The following is a 19,075-nucleotide window of genomic DNA, read 5'->3' as shown; positions in this document are numbered from 1 at the left end:
ACTCCTGACAAAGAAAGAAACGACTCCGTGACCGACGACGACCTGCCGCCCCTGATCCAGACCCCTCCGGGCCGCTACCGCCACTACAAGGGCGGGGAATACGAGGTGCTGGAAACCGTGCGCCACAGCGAGACCCTGGAACCGATGACGCTCTACCGCGCGCTCTACGGCGCCCGCGGCCTGTGGGTGCGCCCGGCCGCGATGTTCGAGGAAACCGTGGACATCGACGGCCGGCTGCAGCCGCGCTTCGCGCGGATCGACGGCTGAACGGGCATCGGCGCTCATCCTGCGTCGCCGGTTCGCCGTCCGTTCGGGAAATCGGGCCGAACCGCTCAGCCGCAGCGGACGTCCGTCACCCGGTTGCGCGCATCGACGTCGAGGTTGAGGCGCCCGCCATCGAGCTCGGTGGTCGCGGCGTCGCCGGGCTTGAGCACGCGCACCGTGCCGGCGCCCGCGCGCACCCTGGCGGCGGCTTCTAGTTGAGGCGTGAGCTGCTGACCCACGGCGAAGCGGGCACCGTCGGCACCGCACTGGAACACCGGGGCGGGCGGCGGCGCCGGTGCGGCGGGCGGCGGCGGGGCCGGAGCGGCGCAGCCTGCCATCAGGGCGGCACCGGCGATCGTGGACAGTAGCGATTGCGTTTTCACTGCGACTCCCGAAAACCCGCGAATATAAACAAGTTCTTTAAGGATTGTGTCCCAATGTATCCGTCAGCCACTGGGCGATGGCGCGTGGATACAACTGGTGCTCCTGGGCGAGCACCCGGCCGGCGAGCGTCGCCGCCGTGTCGTCGGGCAGCACCGGCACCACGGCCTGCGCCAGGATCGGGCCATGGTCGAGCTCGGTCGTGACCTGGTGCACCGTGACGCCCGCCACCTTGCAGCCCGCGTCGATCGCGCGCTGGTGGGTGTGCAGGCCCGGGAAGGCCGGCAGCAGCGAGGGATGGATGTTCACCAGCCGCCCGGCATAGCGCTCGACGAAGCCGGGCGTGAGGATGCGCATGAAGCCCGCGAGCACCACCAGTGCCGGCGCATGCGCGTCGACCGCCACGGCAAGCGCCTGGTCGAAAGCTTCGCGGCTCGCGAAATCCTTGTGCGGCACCACCGCGGTCGCGATGCCCTGCGCCCGGGCCAGCGCCAGGCCGCCCGCCTCCGCCTTGTTGCTGACGACGGCGGCGACGCGGGCACCGAAACGTTCGGCCCAGCGGTCGCGCGCCGCGGCGCGCACGATGGCCTCCATGTTGGAGCCGCCGCCGGAGATCAGGATCACGATGTTCTTCATGGGAGGCGGGATTATCCGTGCCCGTGAAAGCGCCCTTTTCCCGCCCTCCCCCTTGCCGCGCGAGGTCCGCGCACCCAGACTTGTCGCCGCGCGGACAGCGATTTGCAGCACGACCGTGCTAAAACTCGTGGCTCCGGAGACACGCCGCGTCTGCGGTGCACCGACGATCAACACAGCGAGGCACGCATGGATTTGAGCTTCACGCCCGAAGAACAGCAGTTCCGCGAAGAGATTCGCGCATGGGTCAAAGAAAACCTTCCCAAGGAAATCTCCACCAAGGTCCACAACGCGCTGGAACTCACGCGCGACGATATGCAGACCTGGGCCAAGATCCTCGGCAAGAAGGGCTGGCTGGGCTACGGCTGGCCCAAGGAATTCGGCGGTCCCGGCTGGACCGCCGTGCAGCGCCACCTGTTCGAGGAAGAAACCGCGCTGGCCGGCGCGCCGCGCATCGTGCCCTTCGGCCCGGTGATGGTGGCCCCGGTCATCATGGCCTTCGGCAACCCCGAGCAGCAGAAGCGCTTCCTGCCCGGCATCGCCAGCGGCGAGGTCTGGTGGAGCCAGGGCTACAGCGAACCGGGCTCGGGCTCCGACCTCGCCTCGCTCAAGACCAAGGCCGAACGCCAGGGCGACAAGTACATCGTCAACGGCCAGAAGACCTGGACCACGCTCGGCCAGTACGGCGACTGGATGTTCAACCTCGTGCGCACCAGCAGCGAGGGCAAGCCCCAGACCGGCATCAGCTTCCTGCTGCTCGACATGAAGTCGCCCGGCGTCACCGTGCGCCCGATCAAGCTGCTCGACGGCGGCCATGAAGTCAACGAGGTGTTCTTCGACAACGTCGAAGTGCCGGCCGAGAACCTGATCGGCGAGGAGAACAAGGGCTGGACCTACGCCAAGCACCTGCTCTCGCACGAGCGCACCAACATCGCCGACGTCAACCGCGCCAAGCGCGAGCTCGAGCGCCTCAAGCGCATCGCGAAGACCGAGGGCGTGTACGACGACGCCCGCTTCCGCGACGAGATCGCCAAGCTCGAGGTCGATATCGTCGCGCTCGAGATGATGGTGCTGCGCGTGCTCTCGGCCGCGACCTCGGGCAAGAACTCGCTCGACGTGGCCGGCCTGCTCAAGATCCGCGGCAGCGAGATCCAGCAGCGCTACAGCGAACTGATGATGCTCGCGGGCGGCCCCTATGCGCTGCCGCTGATCCGCGAAGCCATGGCCGCCGGCTGGCAGGGCAACTTCCCGGGCGGCAACCCGGCGCTCGCGCCGCTGTCGTCGACCTTCTTCAACATGCGCAAGACCACCATCTACGGTGGCTCGAACGAAGTGCAACGCAACATCGTCGCGCAGACGGTGCTGGGCTGAGGAGACAAAGACATGGATTTCAATTTCACCGACGACCAGGAACAACTGCGCGACGCCGTCCGCAAATGGGTCGACAAGGGCTATGACTTCGAGCGCCGCCGCGGCATCGAGGCCAAGGGCGGCTTCTCGCGCGAAGCCTGGGACGAGCTGGCCGAGCTCGGCCTCGGCGGCCTCTACATTTCCGAGGACGACGGCGGCCTGGGCATGGGCCCGGTGGCCGGCATGGTCGTGATGGAAGAGCTGGGCCGCGGCATCGTGCTCGAGCCCTTCGCGCAGACGCTGATCGCCGGCGCCGTGCTCGGCGGCTACGCGGGCGACGCGCTCAAGAAGGCCTGGCTGCCGCGCATCGCGGGTGGCGAGGCCATCGTGGTGCTGGCCTACCAGGAGCGCAAGGCGCGCTATCGCCTCGACGTCTGCGAAGCCAAGGCCGTCAAGGCCGGCGAGGGCTGGAGCCTGACCGGCGCCAAGAGCCTGGTGGCCATCGGCGACCAGGCCGATGCCTACCTCGTGCCGGCCCAGGCCGACGGCAAGATCGCCCTGTTCCTGGTCGAGCGCAGTGCCAGCGGCGTGGAAGCGCGCGGCTACGGCACGCAGGACGGCAGCCGCGCCGCCGAGGTGGTGTTCGACAAGGCCGACGCCACGCTGGTCACGGCCGACGGCCTCGCGGCCCTCGAGTACGCGGTCGACGTCGGCATCGCCGCCACCTGCGCCGAAGCGGTGGGCGTGCTCGACAAGACGGTGGACGTGACGGTCGACTACATGAACCAGCGCAAGCAGTTCGGCGTGGTGATCTCGAGCTTCCAGGCGCTGCGCCACCGCGTCGCCGACATGAAGATGCAGCTCGAGCTCGCGCGCTCGATGAGCTACTACGCCACGCTCAAGCTCAACGCCCCCGCGGCCGAACGGCGCCAGGCGCTGGCGCGCGCCAAGTACCAGCTCGGCGTGTCGATGCGCTTCGTGGGCCAGAACTCGGTGCAGCTGCACGGCGGCATCGGCGTGACCGACGAATACATCGGCAGCCACTACTTCCGCAAGCTCACGCAGCTCGAGATGAGCTTCGGCGACAGCTTCCACCACCTGGGCGAGGTGTCGGCGCGCATGCAGGACACGGCCGGCGTCTTCGCCTGACGGTGCTTTTCTCTTAGCATCCAACGCCCGCCCGCCTTCGCGCCGGCGGGCGTTTTTTCATTCGGAACGGCCGCCGCAACGCAACCACGAAGACCGACCATGCCATCCCGCCGCACCCTCCTCCTCGGCGCGCCGCCGGTCCTCGCCGGGCTGCTCGCGTCCCCCGCCCTCCTGTTGACCGCCTGCGCCAATGCGCCGACCGCCATGCCCTCGCTCGCCGACCGCCCGCCCATCGTCTTCGTGCACGGCAACGGCGACTCGGCCGCGCTGTGGCAGACCACGCTCTGGCGCTTCGAGTCGAACGGCTGGCCGCGCGAGCGGCTGTTCGCCTTCGACCAGCCCCTGCCGCTGGCGCGCGACGACGATGGCGTGGCTCAGCCCGGGCGCAGTTCCACGGCGGAATCGGCCGCCTTCCTCAAGGACCGGGTCGAGCAGGTGCTGCGCGCCACCGGCGCGGCCAGGGTGGTGCTGATCGGCAACTCGCGCGGCGGCAACACCATCCGCAACTACGTGCAGAACGGCGGCGGCGCGGCCGTCACCAGCCACGTGGTGCTCGGCGGCAACCCGGCGCACGGCATCTGGGCCGTGCCGGGCCTGCGCGAGAACAACGAGTTCTCGGGGCTGTCGCCCTTCATGCGGCAGCTCAACGCGCCCAAGGGCCCGAACGGCGACGAGGTGACGCCCGGCGTGAAGTGGCTCACGCTGCGCTCGGACAACAACGACAAGTACGCCCAGCCCGACGGCCTGTGGATCGGCTCGCCCGGCAAGCCGACGAACATCGGCTTCGACGGCCCGGCGCTCAAGGGCGCGACCAACACGGTGCTGCCGCGCGTGGATCACCGCGAAACATCGTTCTCGCCCGCGGCCTTCGCGGCGACCTGGCAGTTCCTCACCGGCGAGGCGCCGCGCAGCCCGGAGATCGCGCGCGAGGCCAACGTGGTGCTCGACGGCCGCGCGATCGGCGCGGAGAACCAGTCGCTGGCCGGCGCGCAAGTGCTGGTCTACGCGGTCGATCCGGCCACCGGCCAGCGGCTCGGCGAGCCCGTGCACCGCAAGACCGTCGGTGCCGACGGCCGCTGGGGCCCGTTCAGCGCACGCACCGACGCGGCCTACGAATTCGTGCTCGATACCCAGGCCAGCGTCACCCACGTCTACCGCAGCCCGTTCCCGCGCGGCAGCAGCCTCGTGAACCTGCGGCTCGACCCGATCGTGCCGGCCGACGGCAGCGCCAACGTGGTCGCCGTCTTCACGCGGCCGCGCGGCTATTTCGACGCGCAGCGCGACACCATGCGCTTCGACGGCAAGAGCCCGCCGGCAGGGGTGCCGCCCAAGGGGGCCGGCGTGTCGAGCTCGCGCTTGCGCGAGACGGGTTCCGAGCCGCAGCGCGCGGTCACGGGCGAGTTCAATGGCGAGCGCCTCACGGGGCTCACCTGGCCCGCGGTCAAGGGCCATGTCACGGTGCTGGAACTGACCCACTGAAGAAAAGGCGGCATGCGATGAACGACAGCTCCCCCTTCGTGCTCGAGGCCCGCGACGCCCGCGGCGTGGTCACGCTCACGCTCAACCGTCCGGGCGCGTTCAATGCGCTGTCCGAGGGCATGCTAGGCGCCCTCGAAACGGCCATCGCCGGCATCGCGGCCGACGACACGGTGCGTGCCGTCGTGATCGCGGGTGCCGGCAAGGCCTTCTGCGCCGGCCACGACCTGAAGGAAATGCGCGCCGCGCCCGCGCTCGACTACTACCAGCACCTGTTCGCGCGCTGCGGCGAAATGATGCTGTCGCTGCAGCGGCTGCCGGTGCCCGTCATCGCGCGCGTGCACGGCATCGCGACCGCCGCGGGCTGCCAGCTGGTGGCGGTGTGCGACCTCGCCGTGGCCTCGAGCGAGGCGCGCTTCGCGGTCAGCGGCGTCAACGTCGGGCTGTTCTGCGCCACGCCGAGCGTCACGCTGTCGCGCAACCTGGGCCGCAAGGAGGCCTTCGAGATGCTCGTCACCGGCGAATTCATCGGCGCCGAGGAGGCGCGCGAGAAGGGCCTGGTCAACCGTGTGGCGCCACCGGACCAGCTCGATGCCGCGCTCGAGGCGCTGCTGGCCAGCATCGTCGCCAAGCCGCGCACCGCGCTGGCGCTCGGCAAGGCGCTGTTCTACCGGCAGCTCGAGACGGGCATCGCACCGGCGCTGGCGGACGCCAGCCAGACCATGGCCTGCAACATGATGGATGCGAGTGCGCTGGAAGGCGTGCAGGCCTTCATCGAGAAGCGCCCGCCGGCCTGGAAGGCCTGAACCCGGCCAGCTAGCTGTCGTGCAGCCGCGAACTCTGCGGCAGGTGCGCCATCAGGAATTCCATCTGGTCCGCCAGGATGCGGCGGTTGCGCAGGATGAAGTCCTCCCAGAGGCTGGGCACGTAGGGCGCGTACAAGAGCGGCATGTTGGCCTGCTCGGGGGTGCGGCTGCTCTTGCGGTGGTTGCAGGGCTTGCAGGCCGTGACCACGTTCATCCAGGTGTCGATGCCGCGCTGCGCGAACGGAATGATGTGCTCGCGGGTCAGCTCGTCTTCATGGAAGTGGCCGCCGCAGTAGGCGCAGACGTTGCGGTCGCGCGCGAACAGCTTGCTGTTGGTGAGGCCCGGACGCTGGGTGAAGGGGTTGATGCGCGGCACGCCCTTGGTGCCGATGATGCTGTTGACGGCAATCTGCGACTGCTCGCCCGTCATCGCGTTGTGGCCGCCGCGGAACAGGGCCACCTGGCCGCCAGCCTCCCAGCGGACTTCGTCCGCTGCATAGTGGATCACCGCCTGTTCGAGCGAAATCCACGACTGGGGCAGCCCTTGGGCCGACAGCTTCAAGACCTTCACCACACGCCTCCTCGACAGAACGAAAGAAACACGGAGAGACCCGGGACACGGAGCGCGTCGGCGACCTCGCGGATCGGCGCACTGCGTCACAATATACCGGCTTTGTGACAAAACGGCCTGATGAGCCCATTCGGCGGGCGACAGGCGCTATCAAAAAGATATTCACCCATGCAGGTTTTCCGCGGCTTCCGGCACCCGGGCGTGGCTCCGGCCTGCGCCTTGACCATCGGCAATTTCGACGGCGTCCACCGCGGCCACCAGGCCATGCTGGCGCTCCTGCAGACGGAGGCGCGGCAGCGCGGCCTGCCGAGCTGCGTGCTGACCTTCGAGCCCCATCCGCGCGACTATTTCGCCGCGCTCGCGAAGAAGCCCGAACTCGCGCCGGCGCGCATCGGCACGCTGCGCGACAAGCTCGGCGAGTTGGCCGCCTGCGGCGTCGCGCAGACGGTGGTGCTGCCCTTCGATGCCCGGCTCGCCTCGCAGTCGCCCGAGGAATTCATCCAGAACGTGCTGGTCGACGGCCTGGGCGCGCGCTACGTGCTGGTGGGCGACGACTTCCGCTTCGGCGCCCGGCGGGCCGGCGACTACGCGATGCTCGACGCGGCCGGCGATGCGCGCGGTTTCGACGTCGCGCGCATGAACAGCTACGAGGTGCACGGCCTGCGCGTGTCGAGCTCGGCCGTGCGCGAGGCGCTGGCCGAAGGCCGCATGGCCGACGCCCAGACCCTGCTGGGCCGGCCCTACGCCATCTCGGGCCACGTGGTGCACGGGCGCAAGCTGGGCCGCGCGCTCGGCGCCTCGGCACCGGGGCAGGACGACGGCTTCCGCACCCTCAACCTGCGCTTCAAGCACTGGAAACCGGCGGCCAGCGGCATCTTCGTGGTGCTGGTGCATGGCCTGTCCGAGCGGCCGCTGCCCGGCGTCGCCAACCTCGGCGTGCGGCCCTCGCTGGACCCGAACGACGTCAATGCCGGCCGGGTCCTGCTCGAGACCCATTGCCTCGAGTGGCCCTCTCACCTGGGCGCCGAAGGGGCCTACGGTAAAATCGTGCGCGTGGAACTGCTGCACAAATTGCACGACGAATTGCGCTACACCAGCCTCGAAGCCCTCACCGCGGGCATCGCGAAGGATGGACGCGACGCGCGTGCCTTCTTTGCATCCACCCACGCAGAAACCCACCGCCAGACCACGCGCGATCGAATTTAGCCCTGCACGCTCCGTGCTGCCGCCCTTCGACAAGCTCAGGGCGAACGGCTTTTCTTCCGCACCGACGCCCTTTGTGCCGTTCGGGCTGAGCCTGTCGAAGCCCACTGTTTCGCACCCCCAACATGTCTGACGCTGCTGCCCCCACCGATTACCGTTCCACGCTGAACCTGCCCGACACCCCCTTCCCGATGCGCGGCGACCTGCCCAAGCGCGAACCGGGCTGGGTCAAGGAATGGAACGACGCCGAGCACGGCACCTACCACCGCCTGCGCCTGGCCCGCCGCGGCGCGCCCAAGTTCATCCTGCACGACGGCCCGCCCTATGCCAACGGCCAGATCCACATGGGCCACGCGGTGAACAAGATCTTGAAGGACATGATCACCAAGGCGCGCCAGCTCGAGGGCTACGACGCGCTCTACGTGCCGGGCTGGGACTGCCACGGCCTGCCGATCGAGAACGCCATCGAGAAGCAGTTCGGCCGCAACCTGAGCCGCGACGAGATGCAGGCCAAGAGCCGCGCCTACGCCACCGAGCAGATCGCTCAGCAGATGGCCGACTTCCAGCGCCTGGGCGTGCTCGGCGAATGGGACCATCCCTACAAGACCATGGACTTCGCCAACGAGGCCGGCGAACTGCGCGCGTTCAAGCGCGTGATCGAGCGCGGCTTCGTCTACCGCGGCCTGAAGCCGGTCTACTGGTGCTTCGACTGCGGCTCCTCGCTGGCCGAGTTCGAGATCGAGTACGCCGACAAGAAGAGCCAGACCATCGACGTGGCCTTCAAGGCGCACGAGCGCGAGAAGGTGCTCGCCGCCTTCGGCCGGCCCGATGCGCTGGGCGACGTCTTCGCCGTCATCTGGACCACCACCGCCTGGACCATCCCGGCCAACCAGGCGATCAACCTCAACCCCGAGCTCGAGTACGCGCTGGTCGACACCGAGCGCGGCCTGCTGATCCTGGCCGCCTCGCTGGTCGAGATGTGCATGACGCGCTATGCGCTCGACGGCAAGGTGATCGCCACCGTCAAGGGCGAGGCGCTCGGCGGGCTCGAGTTCGAGCATCCGCTGTACGACGTGGACGCGGGCTACCGCCGCCTGTCGCCGATCTACCTGGCCGATTACGCCACCGCCACCGACGGCACCGGCCTGGTCCACTCCTCGCCCGCCTACGGCCTGGACGACTTCAACTCCTGCGTCGCCCATGGCGTGGCCTACGACGACATCCTGAACCCGGTGCAGGGCAACGGCAGCTACGCGCCCGATTTCCCGCTGTTCGGCGGCCAGAACATCTGGAAGGCCGTGCCGGTGATCATCGCCGCGCTGCGCGATGCCAACCGCCTGCTGACCACCGAGACCATCAGCCACAGCTACCCGCATTGCTGGCGCCACAAGACGCCGGTGATCTACCGCGCCGCGGCCCAGTGGTTCATCCGCATGGACGAGGGCGAGGGCGTGTTCACCAAGGACAAGGCGCCCAAGACGCTGCGCCAGACCGCGCTCGACGCGATCGAGCAGACCAGCTTCTATCCGGAGAACGGCAAGGCCCGCCTGCACGACATGATCGCCGGCCGACCCGACTGGTGCATCAGCCGCCAGCGCAGCTGGGGCGTGCCGATCCCCTTCTTCCTGCACAAGGATTCGGGCGAGCTGCATCCGCGCACGATGGAGATCCTCGACCAGGCCGCCGACATCGTCGAGAAGGGCGGCATCGAGGCCTGGAGCCGCGTGACGGTGGAAGAGATCCTCGGCGACGAAGACGCGCCGAGCTACACCAAGAGCACCGACATCCTCGAGGTGTGGTTCGACTCGGGCTCGACCTTCTATCACGTGCTGCGCGGCACGCACCCCACGGTGCACCACGAAACCGGCCCCGAGGCCGACCTCTACCTCGAAGGGCACGACCAGCATCGCGGCTGGTTCCACTCGTCGCTGCTGCTGGCCTGCGCGCTCGAAGACCGCGCGCCCTACAAGGGCCTGCTCACGCACGGCTTCACCGTCGATGCCAAGGGCATCAAGATGAGCAAGTCGCTCAAGAACGGCATCGATCCGCAGGAGATCAGCAACAAGCTGGGCTCGGAGATCATCCGCCTGTGGGTGGCCGCGAGCGACTATTCGGGCGACATCGCGGGCGACGACAAGATCCTCGCGCGCGTGGTCGACGCCTACCGCCGCATCCGCAACACGCTGCGCTTCCTGCTGGCCAACACCAGCGACTTCGATGTCTCGAAGGACGCGCTGCCCCTGTCGGAGCTGTTCGAGATCGACCGCTACGCGCTCGCGCGCGCCGCGCAGTTCCAGGACGAGATCCTCGCGCACTACAAGGTGTACGAGTTCCACCCGGTGGTCGCCAAGCTGCAGATCTACTGCTCGGAAGACCTCGGCGGCTTCTACCTCGACATCCTGAAGGACCGCCTCTACACGACCGCGCCCGGCTCGCGCGCGCGCCGCAGTGCGCAGACCGCGCTGTGGCACATCGCGCAGGCGATGCTGCGCTGGATGGCGCCGTTCCTGAGCTTCACGGCCGAGGAGGCCTGGAAGTTCGTCGGCACCGGCCAGGCCGGCGACTCGATCTTCACCCAGACCTACAGCCGTTTCGACGCGCCCGACGAAGCGCTGCTCGCCAAGTGGAGCCGCATCCGCGAGATCCGCGACGCGGTCAACAAGGAGATCGAAACGGTGCGCGCCGACGGCAAGGTCGGCTCCTCGCTGCAGGCCAACCTGCGCGTGACGGCGCCGGCCGAGGACTTCGCGTTGCTGGGTTCGCTCGGCGAGGACCTGAAGTTCGTCTTCATCGCCTCGGCGATCGAGCTGGCCGCGGGCGAGGCGCTGGCCACGGCGGTCGTGCCGAGCACGGCGCAGAAATGCGAACGCTGCTGGCACTACCGCGAGGACGTGGGCCACGATCCGGCCCATCCGACGATCTGCGGCCGCTGCACCAGCAACCTGTTCGGCGCCGGCGAATCGAGGAGCTTCGCCTGATGGCCGCCACCCGCACCGTCTCGGCCTCGCGCTCGCGCGGCACCGGCATCTGGCCCTGGCTCGCGCTGGCACTGATCATCGTGATCATCGACCAGTTCACCAAGACGCTGATCCTCGGCTACTACAAGCTCGGCGACGCCACCTACGTCACCAGCTTCTTCAACGTCGTGCGCGCGCACAACACGGGCGCGGCCTTCTCGTTCCTGGCCGACCATTCGGGCTGGCAGCGCTGGCTGTTCACCGGCATCGGCGTGGCGGCGGCCGTGTTCATCGTCTGGATGCTGAAGTCGCACGCGGGCCAGAAGCTGTTCTCGTTCTCCATGGCCTGCATCCTGGGCGGCGCCATCGGCAACGTGGTCGACCGGATGATGCACGGCTACGTGGTGGACTTCCTGAGCTTCCACGCGGGCGGCTGGTACTTCCCGGCCTTCAACGCGGCCGACAGCGCGATCACGCTCGGCGCGATCTGCCTGATCCTCGACGAGATCCGAAGGGTGCGGCGCGGCAAGTAGCGGCCCACCGTCTTTTTTGCTCCCTCGAAGGGCGCGCCGGGATTCCCGGCGCGCCCTTCGCGCATTCGGGCGCACGGGTTTTCATCGATCCCGCGCTGTCATGGCGGGGTCATACTGCCGCGGTCCAATGTAATCGATTACATAGCACCCACCGATGAGCATCCAAGCAGTCGCGGCCAAGGCCGGCGTTTCCGTCGCCACCGTCTCGCGCGTCTTCAATTTCCCCGACAAGGTCAGCGGCGCCACGCGCGACCTGGTCGAGCGCGCGGCGCGCGAGCTGAACTACCTGCCAAATGCCAGCGCCCGCACCCTGCGCACCCAGCGCAGCCGCGTGCTCGGCGTGGTGCTGCCCACGCTGCTCAACCCCACCTTCGCCGAATGCCTGCAGGGCATCGCGCAGGCGGCCGTGGCCGGCGGCTACGCGATCATCCCGGTCACCACCGGCTACAAGCTCGACGAGGAGGAGCGCGCGGTCCACATGCTCCTGGCCGGCAATGTCGACGGGCTGATCCTCGTGGTCTCCAACCCCTCGACCTCGAAGGCGCTCGAGCGGCTGCGCGCCCAGCGCGTGCCCTACGTGCTGGCCTACAACCGCCATCCCGCGCATCCCTGCGTCACGGTCGACAACGAGGCCGCCGTCGCCGACGCGGTGGCGCGGCTGGTGCTGCTGGGCCACCGGCGCATCGCGATGGTCAGCGGCACGCTGGCGGCCTCCGACCGCGCCCAGCAGCGCTACCGCGGCTACCAGAAGGGCATGGCCGATGCGGGCCTCAAGCCGCAACCGCTGGTCGAGGTGCCCTTCGTCGAGAGCGCGGTCGACCGGCTCGCGCGGCTGCTGCAGCTGCGCCACCGGCCCAGCGCGCTGGTCTGCTCGAACGACCTGCTGGCCATCCGCAGCATCCGCGCCGCGCACCGCAGCGGCCTGGCCGTGCCCGCCGACCTCAGCGTGATCGGCTTCGACGGCATCGCGCTCGGCGAGGACCTCACGCCCGCGCTCAGCACCATCGCGCAGCCCAACAGCGACATCGGCCGCCATGGCGTCGAGCTGCTGATCCAGGCCATGGCCGGCGGCGGCGCGCTCGACGCCGATGCCAGCCTGCTGCTGCCCCACGTGTTCCGCGACGGCGAATCGTGCGCCGCCGCGCCCGACGGCGACCCGGGCGACATCGCCTGACGCCCCTTTTCTCCCGACCGCTTCAACCCACCCCGCCACAGGAGCTTCTCCCATGTCCTCTTCCTTGCGCCACATCGCGCGCCTCGGCCTGCTCGCCGCCGCGCTCGTCGGCGGCAGCGCCGCCTTCGCGCAGACCGCCATCTGCTACAACTGCCCGACCGAATGGGCCGACTGGGGCACCCAGCTGAAGGCCATCAAGGCCAAGACCGGCATCACCGTGCCGCCCGACAACAAGAACTCGGGCCAGTCGCTCGCGCAGATGGCGGCCGAGAAGGCCAGCCCGGTGGCCGACGTCACCTACCTCGGCGTGACCTTCGCGGTGCAGGCCGCCAAGGACGGCCTGGTCGAGCCCTACAAGCCGGCCGCCTGGAAGGACATCCCCGACGGCCTCAAGGACCCCGCGGGCAACTGGTTCACCATCCACTCGGGCACGCTGGGCTTCATGGTCAACGTCGACGCGCTCAAGGGCAAGCCGGTCCCCAAGTCGTGGGCCGACCTGCTCAAGCCCGAGTACAAGGGCCTGATCGGCTACCTCGACCCGGCCTCGGCCTTCGTCGGCTACGTCGGCGCGGTCGCAGTGAACGAGGCGCGCGGCGGCACGCTCGACAACTTCAAGCCGGCGATCGACTACTTCAAGGCGCTGCAGAAGAACGAGCCGATCGTGCCCAAGCAGACCTCGTACGCGCGCGTGCTCTCGGGCGAGATCGCGATCCTGCTCGACTACGACTTCAACGCCTACCGCGCGAAGTACAAGGACAAGGCCAACGTCGCCTTCGTGATCCCGAGCGAAGGCACGCTGGCCGTGCCCTACGTGATGAGCCTGGTGGCCAAGGCGCCGCACGCGGCCGACGCCAAGAAGGTGCTGGACTTCACGCTGTCCGACGAGGGCCAGGCGATCTGGGCCAAGGCCTACCTGCGCCCGGTGCGCGCCGGCGCGATGCCCAAGGAGATCGAGGCCCAGTTCCTGCCCGCGAGCGACTACGCGCGCGCCAAGAGCGTGGACTATGGCCGCATGGCTGCGGCGCAGCGCGCCTTCTCCGACGAGTACCTGAAGGAAGTGCGCTGAGCCGCACCGCATGAGATGACGCAGGCCACCGCCACGATGCCTTCGGACGGCGCCTCCGGCGCCTGGACCCCGCGCTGGCGGCTGCTGGCCTGCGCCCTGCCCGCGGCCGCCTTCTTCGCGGCCTTCTGGCTGCTGCCGGTGGTGCGGCTGCTCGCGCTGCCCGCCGACAAGGGCTGGGCCACCTACTTCGCCGTGCTGACCGACGCGCGCTACCTGCAGAGCATGGCCAACACCGTGCTGCTGTCGGCGGCGGTCACGCTGGCCACGCTGGTGCTCGGCGCGGCCGTGGGCATCTACCTCGCGCGCCATGCCTTCTGGGGCCGGCGCGTGCTGCTGTCGCTGCTCACGCTGCCGCTGTCCTTTCCGGGCGTGATCATCGGCTTCTTCGTGATCCTGCTCGGCGGCCGCCAGGGCGTGGTGGCCAGCCTGAGCGACGCGCTGATCGGCGAGCGCATCACCTTCGCCTACGGCCTGCTCGGGCTGTTCCTGGCCTACCTGTATTTCTCGCTGCCGCGCGCCATCGCCACCTACGCGGCCGCGGCCGAGGCCATGAACCTGCAGCTCGAGGAAGCCGCGCGCTCGCTCGGCGCCTCGCGGCTGCGCGTGGCGCGCGACGTGTGGATGCCCGAACTCGCGCCCACCACCCTGGCCTGCGGCGCGATCCTGTTCGCGACCTCGATGGGCGCCTTCGGCACCGCCTTCACGCTCGCGAGCAAGTTCGAGGTGATCCCGATCACCATCTACAACGAGTTCACCAACTACGCGAACTTCGCGCTCGCGGCCTCGCTGTCGATCGCGCTCGGCCTCGTGACCTGGCTGGTGCTGTTCGCCGCGCGCCGCTTCGGCGCGAGCCCCGTCGCGCGCTGAGGCCTTCATGCGAACGAACACCCGGCCCCAGGCCCCCTTCCTGCTCGCGATCACGCTGGTCGTGAGCCTGTTCATGATCGCGCCGATGCTGCTGTCGGTGATGGCCGGCCTGGTCAACAACTACAGCACCGGCCTGAAGAGCGGCCTCACCCTGCGCTGGCTCGGCGAGGTGTGGGAGAACTACGGCGGCACCGTCGGCTGGTCGCTCGCGCTGGCCGCGGCCTGCGTCGCCTGCACCGTGCTGCTCGGCGTGCCCTGCGCCTATGCGCTGGCGCGCAGCCGCTCGCGCGCGGCCCACGTCTTCGAGGAACTGCTGACCCTGCCGGTCGCGGTGCCGGGGCTGGCGACCGCGCTCGCGCTGATCCTCGCCTACGGCCAGCTCACGGCCTTCCGCCAGAGCTTCGCCTTCATCCTGGTCGGCCACGTCGTGTTCACGCTGCCCTTCATGGTGCGCACCGTGAGCTCGGCCTTCCAGCGCCACGAGCTGCTCGCGCTCGAGGAGGCCGCGCGCACGCTGGGCGCGAGCTTCCGCCAGCGCTTCATGGGCATCCTGGTGCCGGCCGTGTTCCCCGCCATCGTGGCCGGCAGCCTGATGGTGTTCACGCTCTCGGTGGGCGAGTTCAACCTCACCTGGATGCTGCACACCCCGCTCACGCGCACGCTGCCCGTGGGCCTGGCCGACAGCTACGCCTCGATGCGCATCGAGATCGGCTCGGCCTACACGCTGGTCTTCTTCGCCGTCATCCTCCCCGTGCTGTGGGGCCTCCAGTACCTCGCCCACCTGATCCAGAAACGCCATGGAACTTGAACGCGTCCCCATCGACATCGCCCACTGCGCCAAGACCTACGCCGACGGCACGCGCGGCCTGCAGCCCACCGACCTCCAGGTGGAGGCCGGCGAGGTGCTGGCGCTGCTCGGCCCCTCGGGCTGCGGCAAGACCACGCTGCTGCGGCTGATCGCGGGCCTGGAAACGCCCGACGCCGGCAGCCGCATCGCCTTCGGCGGCCAGGACGTGACGCAGCGCCCGGTCGAGCAGCGCGGCGTGGGCATGGTGTTCCAGAGCTACGCGCTGTTCCCGCAGATGACGGTGGCGGCCAACATCGGCTATGGCCTGCGCATCCGCGGCGTGGCGCCGGCCGAGGAGAAGCGCGCCGTCGGCGAGCTGGTCGACCTGGTGCGCCTGGGCGGCCTCGAGAACAAGCGCCCGGCCGAGCTCTCGGGCGGCCAGCGCCAGCGCGTGGCGCTCGCGCGCGCCGTGGCGGTGCGCCCGCGCGTGCTGCTGCTCGACGAGCCGCTGGCCGCGCTCGATGCCAAGCTCAAGGAGTCGCTGCGCGACGAGCTCGCCGAGCTGCTGCGGCGGCTGCACATCACCGCCGTGCACGTCACGCACGACCAGCAGGAGGCGCTGGCCATCGCCGACCGGCTCGCCGTGATGCAGGCCGGGCGCATCGTGCAGGTGGGGCGCGGCGAGGACCTCTACCGCGCGCCCGCCCATCCCTTCGTGGCCGAATTCCTCGGCCGCGTGAACCGGCTGCAGCGCACGCCCGAGGCGCTGCGCGACGATGTCGTGCGGCTCGGCGGCAGTGCCCTGCCCTGCCCCGGCGCCTGGCGCGACCGCGCGCTGCTGCTGGTGCGCCCCGAGGACATCGAGGTCGGCCCCGCGCAGCCCGCGCGCCCCGGCTGGGGCACGGCCACGGTCGAGCGCCGCACCTTCCTCGGCGACCGCGTGCAGCTGCAGCTGCGCGTGGCCGACCAGCCGCAGATGCTCCTGGCCGACACCGCGCGCGACACGCCCTACGGCATCGGCGATGCCGTCGCCCTTCGCATCCACCCCGACCGATTGATGAGCCCGCAGGACACCCGCGCATGACGACGACGACCCACGACACCTTCCTGGTCCAGCTCACCGACCTGCACATCCGCGAGCCGGGCCGGCTGGCCTATGGCCGCATCGACACCGCGCCCTACCTCGAGCGCGCGGTGCAGTCGGTGCTGGCGCTGCGGCAGGCGCCCGATGCGGTGGTGATCACCGGCGACCTCACCGACTTCGGCCGTGCCGCCGAGTACGAACACCTCGCGCGCCTGCTGGCACCGCTCGAGGCGCGGGGCATCCCCTTCCACCTGATGCCCGGCAACCACGACGACCGCGACCAGCTGCGCCGCAGCTTCCCCGGCCACGCCTACCTCGGCGACGGCGGCGACTGCGACGGCTTCGTGCAGTACACGCTGCGCGTCGGCGCGCTGCGGCTGATCGCGCTCGACACCGTGGTGCCCGGCGCCAGCCATGGCGCGCTGTGCGAGAAGCGGCTGGCCTGGCTCGAGGCCCGGCTCGGCGAGAGCCGGCGCGAGCCGGTGGTGGTCGCGATGCACCATCCGCCATTCCAGACCCTGATCGGCCACATGGACGAGATCGGCCTGCTCGAGGGCGCGGCGGAACTCGAGGCCCTGATCGCGCGTCATCCCAATGTGGAACGCGTGATCTGCGGCCACCTGCACCGCGCCATCGACGTGCGCTTCGGCGGCACCCTGGCCTCGACCGCGCCCGCGCCCGCGCACCAGGTCTGCCTCGACCTCGCGCCCGACGCGGCCTCGGCCTGGACGCTCGAGCCCCCGGGCTTCCGCGTGCATGCCTGGTCGGCCGCGGCCGGCCGGCTGGTCACGCACCTCGCGGCTTCCGGGCATTTCGAGGGGCCGTACCCGTTCCACGACAACGGCGCGTTGATCGACTAGGGCCCTGGCTGGCCTGCACCGGCCACATGTGGAGAATGGGGGGTCGACGCAAAACCGAATCAGAACGAAAAGAAAGGATCAAGCCCGACACCCATGAAGCATCTTCTGAACCTGCTGGCGGCCGTCGCCCTGCTGGTGTGGGGCACGCACCTCGTGCGCACCGGCGTTCTTCGCGTGTTCGGCGCCAACCTGCGCAAGATCCTCGTGCAGAGCATGCGCAACCGATTCACGGCCGCCCTCTCGGGCATCGGCGTCACGGCCCTGGTGCAATCGAGCACCGCCACCTCGCTGATGACCTCCTCCTTCGTCGGCCAGGGCCTGGTCACGCTGCCCGCGGCGCTGGCCGTGATGCGCGGCGCCGACGTCGGCACGGCGCTGATCTCGGTGCTGTTCTCGGCCGACCTGTCCTGGCTCTCGCCGATGTTCATCTTCGTGGGCGTGGTGCTGTTCATCACCCGCTCGGCCACGGTCGCCGGGCGCGTGGGCCGCGTCTTCATCGGCCTGGGCCTGATGCTCCTGGCCCTCCAGCTGGTGGTCGAAGCCACCGAGCCGCTGTTCTCCTCGGCCGCCGTGCGCGCCCTGCTGGCCTCGATCAGCAGCGACGTGCTGCTCGAGATCACGATCGGCGCCGTGCTGGCGATCGTGGCCTATTCGAGCCTCGCGGTGGTGCTGCTGGTGGCGACCATGGCCAATTCGAACGTGGTGCCGCTGGACGTCGCGCTCGGCCTGGTGCTCGGCGCCAACCTCGGCAGCGGCCTGCTCGCGGTGCTGACCACCGCCAAGTCGGCGATTCCGGTGCGGCAGGTGACCATCGGCAACCTGCTGTTCAAGGCCCTGGGCGTGGCGATCGTCGCGCCCTTCGTCGGGCTGTGGATCCGCCACGTGCAGCCGCAATTGCCCACGCCCACGCACGGCGTGGTGCTGTTCCACCTGGCCTTCAATATCGTCATCAGCGTCGGCTTCATCGGCCTCACGCAGATGGTCGCGAACCTGGTGACGCGCATGCTGCCCGAGCCCGCGCCCTCGACCGCCTCGCTGCGGCCGCACCACCTCGATCCCTCGGCGCTGTCGACACCCACGCTCGCGATCTCCAATGCCGCGCGCGAGGCGCTGCACCAGGCCGACATCGTGGAGACGATGCTGATCGGCGTGCTCGACGTGATCCGTCGCAACGACCTCAAGCTCGCGCAGGAGCTGCGCCAGCTCGACGACACGGTGGACGAGCTCTATTCGGCGATCAAGTACTACATGACGCGCATCTCGCGCGAGGCCCTCGGCGAGGAGGAGAGCCGGCGCTGGACCGACATCATCAGCTTCACGATCAACATGGAGCAGATCGGGGACATCATCGAGCGGGTGATCCAGGACGTGGAGGACAAGAAGATCAAGCCGCAGCGCAATTTCTCGGAGGCCGGCATGGCGGAGATCGTCGAGCTGCACGGGCGGCTGGTGGCGAATCTGCGGCTGTCGATGAGCGTGTTCCTGAACGGGAATGTTCGGGATGCGCAGAAGCTGCTCGAGGAGAAGGCTCGGTTTCGGGATCTGGAGCGGGCTTATGCGACGACGCACCTGGATCGGTTGTCGGATCGGACGACGTTGAGCATCGAGACGAGTTCATTGCACATCGATCTGATCAGTGATTTGAAGCGGATCAATTCGCATATCTGTTCTATTGCTTATCCGATCTTGGAGTCGGCTGGGGCGTTGGCGCCTTCTCGGTTGAAAGAGTCTCGTCTTGGGAAGATCGAAGGGTGAGTTTTTGTTGAGGCTGTTGGCCGGGTCTCGCCCCGGCGGGCGAGTCACTTTCTCTTGTCTCACCAAGAGAAAGTAACCAAAGAGAAGGCGACCCCGCTGTCTGTGTCCCTCCGCTTCGCTACGGGCAACCTGCGGTGCTCGGAGAAAGCGGGGGTCCGC

Annotated in this window: 18 protein-coding genes; 15 read left to right on the top strand and 3 right to left on the bottom strand. The window is 69.2% G+C overall.

Annotated elements, in window-relative coordinates; translation table 11 throughout:
- Window positions 1-27 precede the first annotated feature (27 nt).
- Window positions 28-267, top strand: coding sequence for a DUF1653 domain-containing protein (locus AC07RV_RS34980; RefSeq protein WP_296777098.1), 240 nt, complete (start codon window positions 28-30; stop codon window positions 265-267).
- Between the two features lie 65 nt (window positions 268-332).
- Here the strand turns inward: AC07RV_RS34980 and AC07RV_RS34975 are convergent, their stop codons facing one another.
- The gene (locus AC07RV_RS34975) at window positions 333-647 is read right to left on the bottom strand and encodes an I78 family peptidase inhibitor (RefSeq protein WP_093355727.1); all 315 of its coding nucleotides are present in this window, start codon (window positions 645-647) and stop codon (window positions 333-335) included.
- A gap of 37 nt (window positions 648-684) precedes the next feature.
- Window positions 685-1,281 (bottom strand): phosphoribosylglycinamide formyltransferase, encoded by a 597-nt coding sequence (gene purN / locus AC07RV_RS34970; protein ID WP_296777092.1) that lies wholly within the window; start codon window positions 1,279-1,281, stop codon window positions 685-687.
- A 186-nt stretch (window positions 1,282-1,467) separates the two neighbouring features.
- Between purN and AC07RV_RS34965 the strand changes: the two genes are divergently transcribed.
- The 4 genes from AC07RV_RS34965 (at window position 1,468) to AC07RV_RS34950 (ending at window position 6,059) form a co-directional block, all read left to right on the top strand.
- A complete protein-coding gene (locus AC07RV_RS34965) occupies window positions 1,468-2,649 on the top strand; it encodes an acyl-CoA dehydrogenase family protein (protein WP_208509154.1) in 1,182 nt (393 codons plus the stop codon).
- Window positions 2,650-2,661: 12 nt separating this feature from the next.
- The gene (locus tag AC07RV_RS34960) at window positions 2,662-3,777 is read left to right on the top strand and encodes an acyl-CoA dehydrogenase family protein (RefSeq protein ID WP_208509155.1); all 1,116 of its coding nucleotides are present in this window, start codon (window positions 2,662-2,664) and stop codon (window positions 3,775-3,777) included.
- A 99-nt stretch (window positions 3,778-3,876) separates the two neighbouring features.
- Window positions 3,877-5,256, top strand: coding sequence for an alpha/beta fold hydrolase (locus AC07RV_RS34955; RefSeq protein ID WP_296777088.1), 1,380 nt, complete (start codon window positions 3,877-3,879; stop codon window positions 5,254-5,256).
- A 17-nt stretch (window positions 5,257-5,273) separates the two neighbouring features.
- Complete coding sequence (locus tag AC07RV_RS34950) at window positions 5,274-6,059, top strand: enoyl-CoA hydratase (RefSeq protein ID WP_296777085.1); 786 nt, start codon at window positions 5,274-5,276, stop codon at window positions 6,057-6,059.
- Between the two features lie 10 nt (window positions 6,060-6,069).
- Here AC07RV_RS34950 and AC07RV_RS34945 read toward each other — a convergent pair whose 3' ends face one another.
- Window positions 6,070-6,630 (bottom strand): HNH endonuclease, encoded by a 561-nt coding sequence (locus tag AC07RV_RS34945; RefSeq protein WP_057595044.1) that lies wholly within the window; start codon window positions 6,628-6,630, stop codon window positions 6,070-6,072.
- 168 nt (window positions 6,631-6,798) lie between these two features.
- Between AC07RV_RS34945 and AC07RV_RS34940 the strand changes: the two genes are divergently transcribed.
- The 10 genes from AC07RV_RS34940 to AC07RV_RS34895 all read left to right on the top strand — a co-directional run bounded on the left by AC07RV_RS34940 (window position 6,799) and on the right by AC07RV_RS34895 (window position 18,916).
- Window positions 6,799-7,836 carry a bifunctional riboflavin kinase/FAD synthetase gene (locus AC07RV_RS34940; RefSeq protein WP_203204731.1) on the top strand — a complete coding sequence of 346 codons (1,038 nt, stop codon included), beginning with the start codon at window positions 6,799-6,801 and terminating at the stop codon, window positions 7,834-7,836.
- Window positions 7,837-7,958: 122 nt separating this feature from the next.
- On the top strand, window positions 7,959-10,811 hold the full coding sequence (gene ileS, locus AC07RV_RS34935) for an isoleucine--tRNA ligase (RefSeq protein ID WP_296777081.1): 2,853 nt from the start codon (window positions 7,959-7,961) through the stop codon (window positions 10,809-10,811).
- A complete protein-coding gene (gene lspA, locus AC07RV_RS34930; RefSeq protein WP_296777078.1) occupies window positions 10,811-11,323 on the top strand; it encodes a signal peptidase II in 513 nt (170 codons plus the stop codon). The genes ileS and lspA overlap by 1 nt, the downstream gene beginning before the upstream one ends.
- 154 nt (window positions 11,324-11,477) lie before the next feature.
- The gene (locus AC07RV_RS34925; protein ID WP_208509159.1) at window positions 11,478-12,497 is read left to right on the top strand and encodes a LacI family DNA-binding transcriptional regulator; all 1,020 of its coding nucleotides are present in this window, start codon (window positions 11,478-11,480) and stop codon (window positions 12,495-12,497) included.
- A gap of 52 nt (window positions 12,498-12,549) precedes the next feature.
- Complete coding sequence (locus AC07RV_RS34920) at window positions 12,550-13,563, top strand: ABC transporter substrate-binding protein (RefSeq protein ID WP_093355754.1); 1,014 nt, start codon at window positions 12,550-12,552, stop codon at window positions 13,561-13,563.
- Window positions 13,564-13,578: 15 nt separating this feature from the next.
- Window positions 13,579-14,430, top strand: a complete 852-nt coding sequence (locus AC07RV_RS34915; protein ID WP_296777072.1) for an ABC transporter permease — start codon at window positions 13,579-13,581, stop codon at window positions 14,428-14,430.
- A gap of 7 nt (window positions 14,431-14,437) precedes the next feature.
- A complete protein-coding gene (locus tag AC07RV_RS34910) occupies window positions 14,438-15,238 on the top strand; it encodes an ABC transporter permease (protein WP_203204726.1) in 801 nt (266 codons plus the stop codon).
- Window positions 15,228-16,301: an ABC transporter ATP-binding protein gene (locus AC07RV_RS34905; protein WP_296777070.1), complete on the top strand. Its 1,074-nt coding sequence runs from the start codon at window positions 15,228-15,230 to the stop codon at window positions 16,299-16,301. The genes AC07RV_RS34910 and AC07RV_RS34905 overlap by 11 nt, the downstream gene beginning before the upstream one ends.
- Window positions 16,298-17,161, top strand: coding sequence for a phosphodiesterase (locus AC07RV_RS34900; RefSeq protein WP_093355762.1), 864 nt, complete (start codon window positions 16,298-16,300; stop codon window positions 17,159-17,161). Before AC07RV_RS34905 ends, AC07RV_RS34900 begins: the two co-directional genes overlap by 4 nt.
- Window positions 17,162-17,254: 93 nt before the next feature.
- Window positions 17,255-18,916 carry a Na/Pi cotransporter family protein gene (locus AC07RV_RS34895; protein ID WP_093355764.1) on the top strand — a complete coding sequence of 554 codons (1,662 nt, stop codon included), beginning with the start codon at window positions 17,255-17,257 and terminating at the stop codon, window positions 18,914-18,916.
- Window positions 18,917-19,075 lie beyond the last annotated feature (159 nt).

This window comes from Variovorax sp. GW821-FHT09B01 (assembly GCF_059418345.1).
Note: the sequence above shows the minus strand (reverse complement) of the source record. Positions and strands in the feature narration are given on the sequence as shown.